The sequence below is a fragment of the Salinicoccus sp. HZC-1 genome (genome assembly GCF_046736035.1).
Taxonomy (GTDB): Bacteria; Bacillota; Bacilli; order Staphylococcales; family Salinicoccaceae; genus Salinicoccus.
In genome coordinates, this window is the sequence record NZ_CP177130.1 from 961,158 (window position 1) to 975,198 (window position 14,041).

General features: G+C 42.7%; 13 protein-coding genes. 9 read left to right on the forward strand and 4 right to left on the reverse strand.

All coding sequences use genetic code 11. The features are described from left to right. Positions 1-3: 3 nt before the first annotated feature. Positions 4-627, forward strand: coding sequence for a 3-isopropylmalate dehydratase small subunit (leuD, locus tag ACKRAT_RS04800; protein WP_411843963.1), 624 nt, complete (start codon positions 4-6; stop codon positions 625-627). Further along, positions 624-1,679 (forward strand): threonine/serine dehydratase, encoded by a 1,056-nt coding sequence (locus tag ACKRAT_RS04805; protein ID WP_411843964.1) that lies wholly within the window; start codon positions 624-626, stop codon positions 1,677-1,679. Before leuD ends, ACKRAT_RS04805 begins: the two co-directional genes overlap by 4 nt. A 114-nt stretch (positions 1,680-1,793) precedes the next feature. On the opposite strand, the gene ACKRAT_RS04810 is transcribed toward ACKRAT_RS04805, so the two are convergent. Next, on the reverse strand, positions 1,794-2,402 hold the full coding sequence (locus tag ACKRAT_RS04810; protein WP_411843965.1) for a YktB family protein: 609 nt from the start codon (positions 2,400-2,402) through the stop codon (positions 1,794-1,796). A gap of 404 nt (positions 2,403-2,806) precedes the next feature. Between ACKRAT_RS04810 and ACKRAT_RS04815 the strand changes: the two genes are divergently transcribed. Next, positions 2,807-3,622, forward strand: a complete 816-nt coding sequence (locus tag ACKRAT_RS04815; protein ID WP_411843966.1) for an inositol monophosphatase family protein — start codon at positions 2,807-2,809, stop codon at positions 3,620-3,622. 304 nt (positions 3,623-3,926) lie between these two features. On the opposite strand, the gene ACKRAT_RS04820 is transcribed toward ACKRAT_RS04815, so the two are convergent. Together ACKRAT_RS04820 and ACKRAT_RS04825 are read right to left on the reverse strand one after the other, a co-directional pair. Further along, positions 3,927-4,490, reverse strand: coding sequence for a hypothetical protein (locus ACKRAT_RS04820; protein WP_411843967.1), 564 nt, complete (start codon positions 4,488-4,490; stop codon positions 3,927-3,929). A 167-nt stretch (positions 4,491-4,657) separates the two neighbouring features. Beyond that, positions 4,658-4,849 (reverse strand): DUF5325 family protein, encoded by a 192-nt coding sequence (locus ACKRAT_RS04825; RefSeq protein WP_411843968.1) that lies wholly within the window; start codon positions 4,847-4,849, stop codon positions 4,658-4,660. Positions 4,850-5,008: 159 nt separating this feature from the next. Between ACKRAT_RS04825 and typA the strand changes: the two genes are divergently transcribed. Then, complete coding sequence (typA, locus tag ACKRAT_RS04830; protein WP_411843969.1) at positions 5,009-6,853, forward strand: translational GTPase TypA; 1,845 nt, start codon at positions 5,009-5,011, stop codon at positions 6,851-6,853. A gap of 24 nt (positions 6,854-6,877) precedes the next feature. Continuing rightward, the gene (locus ACKRAT_RS04835) at positions 6,878-7,207 is read left to right on the forward strand and encodes a YlaH-like family protein (RefSeq protein ID WP_411844414.1); all 330 of its coding nucleotides are present in this window, start codon (positions 6,878-6,880) and stop codon (positions 7,205-7,207) included. A 163-nt stretch (positions 7,208-7,370) separates the two neighbouring features. Here ACKRAT_RS04835 and ACKRAT_RS04840 read toward each other — a convergent pair whose 3' ends face one another. Continuing rightward, on the reverse strand, positions 7,371-7,853 hold the full coding sequence (locus ACKRAT_RS04840; protein ID WP_411843970.1) for a hypothetical protein: 483 nt from the start codon (positions 7,851-7,853) through the stop codon (positions 7,371-7,373). Between the two features lie 147 nt (positions 7,854-8,000). Here ACKRAT_RS04840 and ACKRAT_RS04845 point away from each other — a divergent pair, with 147 nt between their 5' ends. The 4 genes from ACKRAT_RS04845 to ACKRAT_RS04860 all read left to right on the forward strand — a co-directional run bounded on the left by ACKRAT_RS04845 (position 8,001) and on the right by ACKRAT_RS04860 (position 14,006). Beyond that, complete coding sequence (locus ACKRAT_RS04845) at positions 8,001-8,288, forward strand: DUF1507 family protein (protein WP_411843971.1); 288 nt, start codon at positions 8,001-8,003, stop codon at positions 8,286-8,288. A gap of 40 nt (positions 8,289-8,328) precedes the next feature. Further along, positions 8,329-9,525 (forward strand): FtsW/RodA/SpoVE family cell cycle protein, encoded by a 1,197-nt coding sequence (locus ACKRAT_RS04850; RefSeq protein ID WP_411843972.1) that lies wholly within the window; start codon positions 8,329-8,331, stop codon positions 9,523-9,525. Positions 9,526-9,598: 73 nt separating this feature from the next. Beyond that, positions 9,599-10,411, forward strand: coding sequence for a hypothetical protein (locus ACKRAT_RS04855; RefSeq protein WP_411843973.1), 813 nt, complete (start codon positions 9,599-9,601; stop codon positions 10,409-10,411). Between the two features lie 160 nt (positions 10,412-10,571). Beyond that, positions 10,572-14,006 (forward strand): pyruvate carboxylase, encoded by a 3,435-nt coding sequence (locus ACKRAT_RS04860; protein WP_411843974.1) that lies wholly within the window; start codon positions 10,572-10,574, stop codon positions 14,004-14,006. Positions 14,007-14,041 lie beyond the last annotated feature (35 nt).

Genomic DNA, 14,041 nt, shown 5'->3' on the forward strand with positions numbered 1-14,041 from the left:
AAAATGGAAGCAATAAGTGAACACACTGGGAAAGTTTTTCCACTGGACAGAAGCAACGTGGATACCGATCAGATTATCCCTAAACAGTTTTTAAAACGCGTCGAACGCACTGGCTTCGGTCAGTTCGTATTTCACAACTGGCGGTTTGATGATGATGGAAACAGACGTGAAGGATTTGAAATGGATGATGAGAAGTTTAAAGGTGCATCCGTTCTCCTGGCCGGTGAAAACTTCGGCTGTGGTTCCTCCCGGGAGCATGCCCCATGGGCGCTTCTGGATTATGGATTCAGAGTGATTATCGCACCAAGCTATGCTGATATTTTTTATAACAATGCATTTAAAAATGGCATCATCCTGATCAAAGCTGATGAAGCCCAGATCAAAGAATGGATGGAAAAGTCGGAAGACGGCAATTATAACTTGCATGTAGATTTGAAAAATCAGGAAATTGTCGATGAGAATGGAACTGTTGTTTCTTTTGATATCCCCGTTTACCATAAGGAAAAGGTTTTGAATGGTTGGGACGATATTGCATTGACTTTATTACTGGACGACAAAATTGCAGAATATGAGGCTAAGCAACCGAAAGTTGTGACACCCCTCGCCGATGCCGGGATTTTCAAATGAATATAAATTTTAAATCCAAAAAATTAATCAAGGAGTGTGACCTACATGGGGATTTCCTGACTGGTGGATTAGTCCATGACGCCTGGAAGCGTTTGGATCATGTTGTCCATCAAACACCGTTACGTACATCAGCTACAACGAATCTGCGCACAGACAAAAATGTCTATTTCAAAATGGAGAACCAGCAAAAAACCGGAGCTTTCAAATTCAGAGGAGCAAGCTACAAACTCATGCGTCTTTCACGTGCACAGCTGGATCGCGGTGTAATTACCGCCTCCGCCGGCAACCACGCACAGGGACTCGCATTGGCAGCCTATAAACTTAATGCCAAAGCGACGATATATATGGCAGAGTCCACACCTGAATCGAAAGTACAGGCAACGAGAGGATATGGCGCCGAAGTTGTACTCACTGGAGAAAGTTTCCAGGAAGCTTATGAGGCGTCGCTTAAGCAACAGGAGAAATGCGGCGCCACATATGTCCATCCTTTCGATGATTATGACATCATGGCAGGACAAGGTACGATTGCACTCGAATTGCTTCAGCAGGAAAAAAGGATCGATACAATCATTGTACCGATCGGAGGCGGCGGACTCATCAGCGGTATTGCTGTTGGAGCCAAAGCAGTGAATCCGGACATCAAAATCATCGGAGTACAGGCTGCTGCTGCCCCTGCAATGCATACGGCATATCACAAGGGAATCGTTCAAAAGCTGGGTAAAGTCTCCACTATTGCAGAAGGCATAGCTGTGAAACAGCCGGGCGAAAATACATTGCCGCTTATCAATAACTATGTTGATGATGTGATAACAGTAAGTGAAGCAGAAATTGCAGACGCCATGGTTAATATGCTTGAACGTGGAAAGTCATTAGTCGAAGGTGCCGGAGCAGCTGCATTCGCGGGATTATTGTCCCATAATGATCAAATCAAATCCAGACATTGTGGAGTAATCGTCAGCGGCGGCAATTTGGATATCGGCAAGCTCGCCCATATTCAGTCGCTCGCAAATCAGTTGAAACCCGAACAGTCCCACGCAGCCCTCTCATTTTAATTTTCAAAAATAAAATGAGACGGGATGTGATTGGAATTTATGCCCGTCACCAGTCAGGTGGCGGGTTTTTGTTGCATGAAAAAACCGGATCACATGGATCCGGCGATACATTTATCAATACAGTTTGACGAGTCTATCCATTACTGCTTCCAAATCTTTGACGAATACTTCGTCACTTTGAAAGGCTTCGTCGTCCGGTTGATATACTTTACCAACAAGGAATTCACCTTTTTTGACATTTTTAAGGCGGATGAGACCAACTTCCAAATCTTCATCACTCATGTCTTCGAGCGGTGTTTTAGCTGGTTTCATATGATCCAGGGACACTTGATAGCTTTGAGGGAATTCTCGAAACAATTCAAAATTCCCGAGCCATTTATCTGCAGCTGTCTTTTTATCGGGAGATTCATATATCACACCGTACATGCAGAAGGCATGGTCTCCGAACAGGCCGATCTGGAAGTGCGGCATCATCTTATAGCCGCGTGGATTTGTACTAAAGCTCACCCATGTATCATCTGGCGGATTAGTCGTCCTGCGGGCATGTTTTGCAACATGAGCAAACTGTTCCTCGCCTGTAAGCTCAGTCAGGTATTCACTGAAATGTTCACCCAGGTTCTCAAGCTTGGGACGTATGTTCGACTTGAGGGCGTCCATCCTGGATTCAAGACCGTCTATGTCGAACACTTTAAAATCATTATCTGTAAAATGGTATTTTGGCATTTTACTGCTCCTTTCAAAACATTACTTATCAAGGGTCGTCAGTTCAGAACGACTTTGGAATATGAATATGACCGGTATGGGAAACGCTTCATCGGGTTTGTTCCGACAATACGTCACAGACCTGTTCAACATGCGGCCACGATAGTGGGGGAAACCGTTGAACATCAGAAAAAGGACAAGCACTGAATATTATACCGAACACGACCGGGATATCAATGCAATTAAAAATACATTAAATAAAAACTTGATACGAGCCACAGTAACATAACTTCCCCCCCCCTGGATTATCCTGAGAGGGGGAATCTAAATTATGGGTATTCCTAAAAACGCTTTACTTTAGTGACTCTGTAGTTCATATGATAGAATAACTAATGATGGCAATCAAACATTTGAGGTGGACTTTTATGGAAATTTACGAGTTTGGAAAACATCTGATCAACGATGCTGGTGCATTTGTCAGAAAAAGAATGCTCCAGGACTTTAAAATAGACGCAAAAATGGATCCGAATGACCTGGTTACTGATGTCGACCATGAGACCGAAGCATTTATATACGACCGGATTCTAGAAAAATATCCGAATCACAGAATCATTGGTGAAGAAGGTCACGGAACAGACATAAACGATACAGAAGGTGTCTTATGGATTGTTGACCCGATTGATGGTACATTGAATTTCGTGCATCAATTACAGAACTTTGCCATTTCCATTGGTGTGTACATCGATGGTGAACCTTACTGCGGTTTGATATTAGACGTTATGAACGATAATCTTTTCCATGCACACGCAGGAGATGGCGCATATAAAAATGACGTCCGTCTCAAGCCGGTTGAAAACACAAAACTTGCGCAGTCCCTGGTCTGTCTGAACTCGAACTGGGTGATTAAGGACGAGATCGGAGCCGCTTTTACTAAAGTGGTGAAGGATGCGCGGAGCACGCGTTCGTATGGCTCTGCAGCTCTGGATCTGGCGAATACGGCGCAGGGAATTGTCAGCGGGGCATTGTTCTTTCGTCTGCATCCCTGGGATTACGCAGGCGGCATGATCATTCTATCTGAAGCGGGCGGTGTGACAACGAACATGCTTGGTGAAGAAATAGATATTCTTAAAAAAGACAGCGTGCTTGCGGGGAATCCTGCGATCCATGAGGAATTGCAGAAATACTTTATCAATGATGAAACGTTTGTCAGCCGTCACAGAAAAGCTCACGGTGAAAAATAATATATACGCTGTTTATTGTCCAACTTTTTGAAGTTGGACTTTATTATTTTCTGCAGCGTGTATTCGGTCAATTCAATTTTAAGATGTTCTTTAATATCGCGTCTCGTATAGACTTCATCGGGTATGATTTTAGTGTATAGAGAAAAATAACTGGCAATCTCTTGCTTAAGTCCCACCACGGCTCCGCAGGAATCACACATAAACAGGCGACTGCTCAGTATTTGCATATCAAATGAGTGGCAATCCGTACATTTTATACCTTTTTTGCAGTTTTCCATGTTTATAGTGTAATGCCTGTATTTATTTATAATTTTGTAGAGGCCGGGTGATGGTTCTTTTTTCTGATGACTGCGGAGTGCTCAATGGCTTTTAAGTAATATGGCAGGTTTTTGGCATCGAGGAACAGTTCGGAGCGTCTTCCCTTTATCTTGAATTCACTGTTCATCATCACGTATTTTATAATGATCGGACGCTGGTATTCTCCTTCATCGATGAGCTGTTCCCGGAACATATCGTATATGCGTTCGCTTCGGTTTAAATCAAGGACTGCCTTGTGATCTGAATGGCAGAGGATATTGAATGGATTGATATAGTATTCACCCTCAAGCTCATGAAGCACAAATAAGTAATAACAGTAATCTGTCACGATGAGAACGTTGATGATTTCATAGTCACTGTCGACCAGTATTTCAGTATGCCAATATATTCTCATATTATGTGTCTTGATTTTTGATAGCTGGTGTTCAAATTTGGCTTCCAGTTTTTCCATCCGCTGCATCGCTTTGAATTCCTGTTTTTCATTCTCGGAGAAGGGGAGGCGGTTATATAAAAATTCATACACTTTCAATTTTTCATTTTTATCTCTCACTGCAATCACTCCTGTATTTTAGATTACAGTTATTGTTACCCGGAAGTGAATTGTGGTCAAAATGCAAAAGTTTAAAAATTGATGCAAAAAAAGAAGGATTACAGGAAAACAGCGTACTGTTCCATATAATCCTTCCAAACTGGAATCAACTATTCAATATTTGTAATTTATAGCCAACCGTTCTCTCTGTACTTTTTCTTTAAAGTAAAACCGACGCCGAATATAGCGATAAAGACAGCGACCGATAAAATTGCCATAAGCGGCATGCTTTCAGCAATGAAGACAGAGAAAGCAATCATCATTAAAACAGCAAGTGTCGCAAGTACCGCAAAAATTGCTTTTGATTTCTTTTCAGCCATGGTTACACATCCTTTTCGAAGTGCTTTCAGCCGATATTATACCATAATTCATCCGCGTTTAGAACAAGATTTACGTCATTCAAGGGGTGTAAATATAGTGTAAGTTGTGATACAATAGTTAAGTTATGAAGGATTTATTCTAAAAACGAAGGGAAAGTCTTGATGAATTCCAGAAATGATATCCGAAATATTGCAATTATCGCACACGTAGACCATGGTAAAACGACACTTGTAGATGAGCTGTTGAAGCAGTCCGGTATGTTCCGTGAAAATGAGCATGTTGAAGACCGTGCAATGGACTCAAATGACATTGAGCGTGAACGTGGTATTACAATACTTGCAAAGAATACTGCTATAAACTATAAAGATACAAGAATAAACATACTAGATACACCGGGACACGCTGACTTCGGCGGCGAAGTGGAACGGATCATGAAAATGGTTGATGGTGTCATCCTTGTTGTCGATGCATATGAAGGCACTATGCCCCAGACACGTTTCGTGCTGAAAAAAGCACTTGAACAGAATCTGAAGCCCCTGGTTGTTCTAAACAAGATTGATAAAGAGTCAGCCCGTCCGGCAGAAGTTGTCGATGAAGTATTGGAACTGTTCATCGAGCTCGAAGCCAATGACGAACAGCTTGAATTCCCGGTTGCCTATGCTTCGGCAATCAAAGGTACTGCAAGTCTTGATCCGGATCAGCAGGATGAAAACATGGAGTCAATCTATGACATGATCATTGAACACGTACCTGCTCCGATCGATAACAGTGACGAGCCTCTGCAATTCCAGATTGCACTGCTTGACTATAATGATTATGTTGGACGTATTGGAATTGGACGTGTATTCCGCGGCGAAATAAAAGTCGGCCAGCAGGTAGCACTCATGAAAAAGGATGGCTCGGTTAAAAACTTCCGAGTGACGAAATTATTTGGTTACTTCGGTCTGAACAGATTGGAAATCGAAAGTGCCAAGGCCGGAGATCTAATCGCCGTCAGCGGCATGGAAGATATCAACGTCGGGGAGACAGTAACGCCTATCGATCATCAGGAAGCACTGCCGGTACTTCATATCGATGAGCCGACATTACAGATGACATTCTCTGTCAACAACTCTCCTTTTGCAGGCCGGGAAGGTAAATTTGTGACAGCGCGTCAAATAGAAGAGCGCCTTGCCCAGCAGCTGGAAACAGACGTATCACTCCGTGTTGATGAAACAGACCGTCCAGATTCATGGAGAGTATCCGGACGTGGTGAACTTCACCTTTCCATTCTCGTTGAGAATATGAGACGGGAAGGATTCGAGCTTCAGGTTTCCAAGCCCGAAGTCATCATTAAAGAAGTGGACGGCGTCAAATGTGAACCGTATGAACGTGTGCGTGTCGATGTCCCTGAAGAACACGCAGGCAGCGTAATCGAATCCATGGGACAAAGAAAAGGCGAAATGGTCGATATGGTGAACACTGGTAACGGACAGACGCGTATCCAGTTCGATATCCCTGCCAGAGGACTCATCGGCTACCGTACTGAGTTCATGTCCATGACACGCGGTTATGGTATAATGAACCATACATTTGAAGATTATCGTCCTCTGTTCAAAGGACGTATCGGCGGCCGCCACAACGGCGTACTTGTATCCATGGATAAAGGTGCCGCATCCACTTATGCAATCCTTCAGCTGGAAGGCCGCGGTGAAAACTTCATGGAGCCGGGCACAGAAGTTTATGAAGGCATGATTGTCGGACAGAACACACGTGATAACGACCTTACAGTCAATATTACAAAAGTGAAAGCTGCCAACAATATTCGTTCAGCAACAAAAGAACAAACGACAACAATGAAAAAACCAAGAGTAATGACACTTGAAGAGGCGCTTGAATTCATCAATGGAGATGAATTAGTGGAAGTGACACCGGAAACTGTGCGTATGAGAAAACAGATTCTTGGAAAAAGCGAACGCGAAAAATCGCAAAAGCAAAATAAGTTCAACCTTGAAGTGGAGTGAGTCTAATTGTTTCTCCCAGTCTTGATGAATGTTAACGTCACAGAACGCTTGACATTTTTCGGTAGAATCTTTGGTTTGGATACCAACCCGCAGGCGGGCATGTGGTATTTATTCATCACAATTTATTTACTTTGTATAATTGTGTACGTTCTTGGATTTGCCAGAAAGATAAAACTTTGGCAAAACGTAGTTATATATATCGTCATGTTTGTCGGCTGCATTATGCTGACATTCTTTGGAGCGTTCCTGCCTGTGGCGGAAAGTCTGATTGTAGCAGCAATCGTTTTGGGATTGTACCGTTTTAGACTTCATCGGGAGCGAAAAGCGGGGAACATTAAAACCTCCAGCAAATGATATATTAAAAACACCTCACGGCAGTGGGGTGTTTTTTTATGCGAAATCTGATACAGAAGTATTCAAACATAACTATGAAACCGCTGATGATACAGATAAGGCATTTTCCATAAAAAACGGGACAGCATACAATATACTGTCCCCGTTGCAATCCAATATTAAATTAATCAAACTTGATTCCTGTGACGTGTATAAGTTTTTGTTCGATTTCACCGTCTTTGATGATCAGAATATCCACCATGCCGTCGTCATAGAGGCGTTTGCCGTCCTGGCTGAAATGGGCATAGATTTTTGCGCGGTCCCTGTACGGTACGATTGCCTCACCGTCATCATATGTAAATATGATCATGGCATCTTCGCCGCGTTCTGGTTCTGTATACTCCAAAAACGGTTCGAGACAAATAACGAATGTACCTTCAAGCAGATCCTTCTTCTTGAATTTCTTCTCGGTCTTCAGAGTTGGTGGCTTTGTTGTGCCTTCAATGATCTGACGGTTCCATTCCTTTGAGTCTTCGAACTTAATCTCAACATCATCTGATTCTTTCGCAAGAACATTTTCCAGTTCTTCTTTACGGTCGTCGAATATCCATGTGGATGGATCGAGTGTGATTTGATAGCGGACATTACCTAATATTTGTATAATCATTATCTTCTCTCCTTACGGTCTAATTATAACAGACTTTCAGAATGAAAATAAATGACAATTGTAGTTTTGTGGACTCTGTATTTACTTGCTTTTTTGGCTTTTGTGATATAGAATTTTATAGAGAGTTCTAGGAAAGGGGATATTTTCGTGTCCAGTAAAGAAGAATTAAGTAAACAGGCGTATGAGCAGCTCGAGAAGGACGCGGAGAAAATTGTCCAGCTCATCGAGGTTCAGATGGACAATTTAACGATGCCCCAGTGTCCTGTCTATGAAGAGGTTTTAGACACACAAATGTATGGCCTGTCCAAAGAAGTGCACTTCGCTTCCAGACTCGGATTAATTGATCCAGTAGTTGGGCATGAACTTTTGGAGCGGCTTGAACAAGAAGTTTCCAAAGTACATGATGCATATATGAGAGATGAGAATAGAGTCTAAAGAGATTGATCTTTAGACTTTTTTTAAATGAGGGATTAGTTTGACATTCATAAAAGACTTCTTCAATTACGTTAAAGTGTATTCAAAGTATGTGGATTTCACTATTGTCATTACATATGTTCTGCTAAGTTTGATCGGACTGGTGATGATTTACAGCGCCAGCATGGTGATTGCTTCAAAAAGTGAAGGGATTACCGGGGGAAATCCGAATCATTACTATGTGAGACAGCTGATATCGATGATATTGGGTTACATAGTGGTTTTCATAATGGCATATTTCATGTCAGGTGAATTTCTGAGGAATAAATACTTCCAAATGCTGGCGACCGCCGGGATTTTTGTGTTACTTATTTTTACAGTGATTTTCGGAACCGAGGTGAATGGTGAAAGGAACTGGATCAGACTTGCCGGATTCAATTTCCAGACCTCAGAATTTTTCAAAATAGTGACGATACTGTATTTATCTTATATATATGACCGTAAAAAAAACCGGCTGAAGCAGTTGGAGTGGGGGCACCTTGCTCCGGTGGGCTTCATCGGAATATGTACGATGCTCGTTATATCCAACGACTTCGGGACCGGCCTGGTGATCATCGGAATCATACTGGGTATCTTCATATATTCAGGTATTCCTATGCGTTTCCTGTTCAAGGTCGGCGGCGCACTTTCGTTGGCGGCCGGCGTAGTCGGTGTCATCATTTATATGATCAAGGGGAGTATTCTATCTCCGCACCAGCAAGCACGTATCGATACGTTCCTGCATCCATTCAACGATCCGACGGGCACAGGGTATCAGCTCACTAATGCGCTGGTCTCCATTTCCCACGGTGGGATATCCGGCACGGGTCTGGGGAATGGTGTCATGAAACTTGGCTATCTTCCCGAACCACACACGGACTTTATCTTTGCTGTCACTGCTGAAGAGCTTGGGTTGATCGGCGTTATTGTAATCCTCTCACTGTATCTGATTATTGTTATCAAAGCGTTGAGATACGCTGCGATTTCCCAAGATAAGTTCTACAGTCTTATCTGTATGGGTGTGGCAATATACATTTCTTTCCAGCTGTTTGTAAACCTTGGCGGTATTTCCAAACTGATTCCACTGACTGGTGTTCCATTACCAATGCTCAGCTATGGGGGATCATCGTTCTTAAGTATTTCAATTGCTATCGGATTACTGATTATATCGGCAAAGCACGTCAAGAAGGAAAAAATTGCTGAAAGAGCCGGTGTATAGCATTTTATATTTGATAATTTAGCGGACAGTCCATGAAATATGGGCTGTTTTTTTGCAGGAAGAAGGAAGTTTTATGGAAATCGAAGTACAGGGCAGGAAGCTCCGGATTGATGGTAAACCCGTTGAACCGAATTTACAGGCATTTGAAAGCAGTCTGGCTTATCGCAATAACAATCATGTATTTGGTTTTATTAATTTAAAAGATGCAGCGGGACAGATAGTGAAAGTCGCGGTGGTTTCAAATAAAAAAATTACCAATGGAAAGCTCGCCGCAACGGCATTGAGCCAAAAAATAATCTTGGATGAAGTGCAAAAGCTTCTGAAAGAAGAATTTCATTTAAAAGACCGTTATCGGACCGATAAAAGTGTGCTTAAATTAGTGAAAGTTTTCGAGAAGGTGGGAACACAGTACAGTGAATACATCCCGTTGAAAGAACATGTTGAAATGATATCAAAGCTTGAGGAAAAGCTTGAAGAGGCGCTTGGGACTTTAAAAGGAATGATAAATGACATCAGCAGCAGAAAAACATTTGATGATGAAGCAATTTCGGAACTTTTAAAAACCTACATTGATACTTATGTCTTTCCTCTCGAATACGAACTTCAGGTAAGGGGATATCTGCTCAATAAAAACTACCTGGACTTACAGCATGATGTCCATTCGAAGCGGTTCAAACTTGGGTGGTTTGAAAAGCACAGACTGAAAAAGCACGTGGATATGATGGCGGGACTGGACATGAAGCGGACCCCGTGGATCTCCATATTGGAAGAAAGCTTAAAGAAACCGCTGACCGTGGAGACGGAAAGTGACAAGATGAAAACTGCGCTGGAATCACATTTGCGCAGGCAGGCAAATATGAAAGCTAAAAGCATCCTTTATAGTTAGGGCCGTTTATTCATGGAATAAACGGTTTTTATTTTTATTTTGGCATGTCTGATCCATTAGGAAACGCTTTCATTGGTAAAAAGTAAAGAATATGGGGAATATTATTGTATAAATTCTGAATATTTATTATAATTACTAATTATGTGGAAGGGGGATTTACATGAATAAAATAAATAAGCTAATGGTAGCCAATCGCGGTGAGATTGCTATTCGTATCTTCCGTGCCTGTACCGAGCTCAATATTACAACGGTGGCTATTTACAGTAATGAAGATAAAGGGGCTTTACATAGATATAAAGCAGATGAAGCATATCTGGTAGGAGAAGATCTTTCTCCGACAGAAAGCTACCTCAATATCGAGGCAATTATAAAAGTTGCCAAAAATGCCGGAGTGGATGCAATACATCCAGGCTACGGATTTTTAAGTGAAAATAAAGAATTTGCAAAACGCTGTGAGGAAGAAGGCATTATTTTCGTCGGTCCTGAACTGAGACACCTGGATATGTTCGGTGATAAAGTAAAAGCGCGTGAAACAGCGCTGTCGACAGGCCTTCCGGTCATCCCGGGTACAGACAGTGCGGTTGAATCCTACGAAGAAGTTGAAGCATTTATCGAGGAGCATGGTTATCCAATCATCATCAAAGCGATTTCCGGCGGCGGCGGAAAAGGGATGCGTATTGTTACAGAGGACGATAATTTAAAAGACAGCTATGAACGGGCCAAAAGTGAAGCAGGAAAATCATTCGGCAACAGTGAAGTATACATTGAGAAATACATCGACCGGCCGAAACATATCGAAGTACAGATTTTAGGTGACCATGAAGGGAATGTCGTTCACTTATATGAAAGGGATTGTTCTGTACAACGGAGACATCAGAAGGTAGTCGAAGTTGCGCCTTCGGTCGGATTAACGGAAGAATTGCGTGAAAAGATCTGTGAAGCAGCTAAAGATATGTCCCAGAAAGTCGGGTATGTAAACGCAGGGACAGTTGAATTTCTGGTTTCCGGCGACGAGTTTTATTTTATCGAGGTAAACCCGAGAGTTCAGGTGGAGCACACAATTACTGAAATGATAACGGGTGTTGATATTGTAAGAACTCAAATTCAGATTGCGGATGGCAATACTTTGTTCGGTGAAGTCATAAACATGCCGCAGCAGAAAAACATCCCGCTTATGGGCTATGCAGTACAGTGCCGTATTACAACGGAAGACCCGCTCAATGACTTTATGCCGGATACAGGTGAAATTATGGCATATCGTTCCGCAGGCGGTTTCGGCGTGCGTACAGATGCAGGTGATGGCTTCCAGGGCGCAGTCATTTCACCTTACTATGACTCTCTGCTCGTCAAATTGTCCACACATGGTTTAACTTACAAAGAAGCAAACGATAAAATGATCCGCAGTTTAAAAGAAATGAGAATCCGCGGAATCAAGACAAACCTTCAGTTCCTGGCAAATGTCATCGGCGATGAGAGTTTCCGTAAAGGGGATTATTCTACAAAATTTATCGATACAACGCCATCGCTGTTCGTGTTTGAAAAACCGAAGGATAGAGGAACGAAGACGCTTGAGTATATCTCAACGATTACAGTCAATGGTTTCCCAGGTGTTGATAAGCGTGACAAACCAGTATTCGAGAAGCCGAGAATTCCGGATTACACACCTGTAATTGAAGACGGAACGAAGCAGATTCTGGACCGTGAAGGACCTGAAGGATTGATGAAATGGCTGAAAGAGCAGGATGATGCGCTCATTACGGATACAACGATGCGAGATGCCCACCAGTCATTACTAACTACAAGAATGCGTACCTATGACATGAAGAAGATTGCACCATATACTGCGCATGATCTAAAAGATGCGTTCTCACTTGAGATGTGGGGCGGAGCGACGTTTGACGTTGCTTACAACTTCCTGAAAGAAGATCCTTGGAGACGTTTGGAAACATTGAGGAAAGAAATTCCGAACGTACTGTTCCAAATGCTGCTCCGTTCCTCCAATGCGGTCGGATATAAAAATTATCCGGATAACGTCGTTGAGAAATTCGTGCAGCAAAGTGCAGAGTCAGGAATTGATGTGTTCAGAATATTCGACTCACTGAATTGGCTCGAAGCGATGAAGCAGCCGATTGAAACAGTATTAAAAACCGGCAAAGTGGCTGAAGGTGCAATTTGTTACACAGGTGACATACTTGATCCTGAACGCTCTGACGTCTATACGCTGGATTACTACAAGAAAATGGCAAAAGAACTTGAATCAATGGGTGTTCACATTCTGGCAATCAAAGACATGGCCGGACTGCTTAAGCCGCAGGCCGCCTATGAGCTGATCGGTGAGCTTAAAGCGACAGTTGATATTCCTATCCATCTGCATTCCCATGATACAAGCGGTAACGGCATCATGATGTACAGCAAAGCGATTGAAGCGGGTGTGGACGTTGTTGATACTGCACTGGGTGCACTCAGTGGTCTCACTTCACAACCAAGTGCGAACAGCCTGTACTATGCTCAATCAGGCAATGGCAGACAGATCCGTGCCGATGTCGACGGGCTGGAACGACTCAGCGAATATTGGGAAGATGTAAGAAAATACTATGCTGACTTTGAAAGTGACATCAAGAGTCCACACACAGAAATTTATAAGCATGAAATGCCGGGTGGCCAGTATTCCAACCTGCTCAGTCAGGCAAGGTCCCTTGGTCTGGGCGATCGTTACGGCGAAGTCAAAAAAATGTATCAAAGAGTGAACATGATGTTCGGTGACATCGTCAAAGTGACACCTTCATCCAAAGTCGTCGGCGATATGGCATTGTTCATGGTGCAGAACGATCTGGATGAGAAGAGTGTCATTTCACGCGGTGCACATCTGGACTTCCCCGACTCCGTAGTCAGCTTCTTTAAAGGGGAAATCGGCAGACCGGTCAAAGGGTTTGATGAAGAACTGCAAAAGACGGTATTAAAAGGTACAGAACCGCTGACGGAACGGGCAGGTAAAGTGCTTAAGCCTGTAGATTTCCTAGAGTTGAAAGAAGAATTGTCCGAGTTCTGTGAACATGACGTTACAGACAAAGACCTGCTGTCATATGCGCTCTATCCTAAAGTGTATAAGGAATTTCTGAAAACGAACCAAAGATTTGGAAACGTTGAAGTTCTGGATACACCGACATTCCTGTTCGGCATGAGAAAGAATGAAATTCTTGAGATTGAAATTGATAAAGGGAAGACGCTCATCGTCAACTTGTTATCCATCGGCCATGTTCATGAAGATGGCTACCGCTGGATGTATTTCGAGCTTAATGGATTCCCAAGAAAAGTGTACATTAAAGATGATAATGTAGAATCCAAAGTTGCCAGACTGCGTAAAGCAGATTCCACAGATATCGGGCAAATTGGTGCCCAGATGCCTGGTACAGTCAGTGCAATTAAATTTAAAGAGGGTGACTCCTTCAAAAAAGGTGATATCATCATCATTACAGAAGCGATGAAGATGGAGAACTCCGTGAAAGCACCATTTGACGGCAAAGTATCCGAAGTGTTTGTAGAGGCTGGTGATTCTGTAGAATCCCTGGACTTAATGATGGTTGTTGAAAAATAAAAAATAAAAATAACGGTCTCATATCAAAATGAGAC

What these genes read in the sequence shown, in the direction of transcription:
- leuD (WP_411843963.1), top strand. Translation starts at nt 4, where the DNA reads ATGGAAGCAATAAGTGAACACACTGGGAAAGTTTTTCCACTGGACAGA.
- ACKRAT_RS04805 (WP_411843964.1), top strand. Translation starts at nt 624, where the DNA reads ATGAATATAAATTTTAAATCCAAAAAATTAATCAAGGAGTGTGACCTA.
- ACKRAT_RS04810 (WP_411843965.1), bottom strand. Translation starts at nt 2,402, where the DNA reads ATGCCAAAATACCATTTTACAGATAATGATTTTAAAGTGTTCGACATA.
- ACKRAT_RS04815 (WP_411843966.1), top strand. Translation starts at nt 2,807, where the DNA reads ATGGAAATTTACGAGTTTGGAAAACATCTGATCAACGATGCTGGTGCA.
- ACKRAT_RS04825 (WP_411843968.1), bottom strand. Translation starts at nt 4,849, where the DNA reads ATGGCTGAAAAGAAATCAAAAGCAATTTTTGCGGTACTTGCGACACTT.
- ACKRAT_RS04835 (WP_411844414.1), top strand. Translation starts at nt 6,878, where the DNA reads ATGAATGTTAACGTCACAGAACGCTTGACATTTTTCGGTAGAATCTTT.
- ACKRAT_RS04840 (WP_411843970.1), bottom strand. Translation starts at nt 7,853, where the DNA reads ATGATTATACAAATATTAGGTAATGTCCGCTATCAAATCACACTCGAT.
- ACKRAT_RS04855 (WP_411843973.1), top strand. Translation starts at nt 9,599, where the DNA reads ATGGAAATCGAAGTACAGGGCAGGAAGCTCCGGATTGATGGTAAACCC.
- ACKRAT_RS04860 (WP_411843974.1), top strand. Translation starts at nt 10,572, where the DNA reads ATGAATAAAATAAATAAGCTAATGGTAGCCAATCGCGGTGAGATTGCT.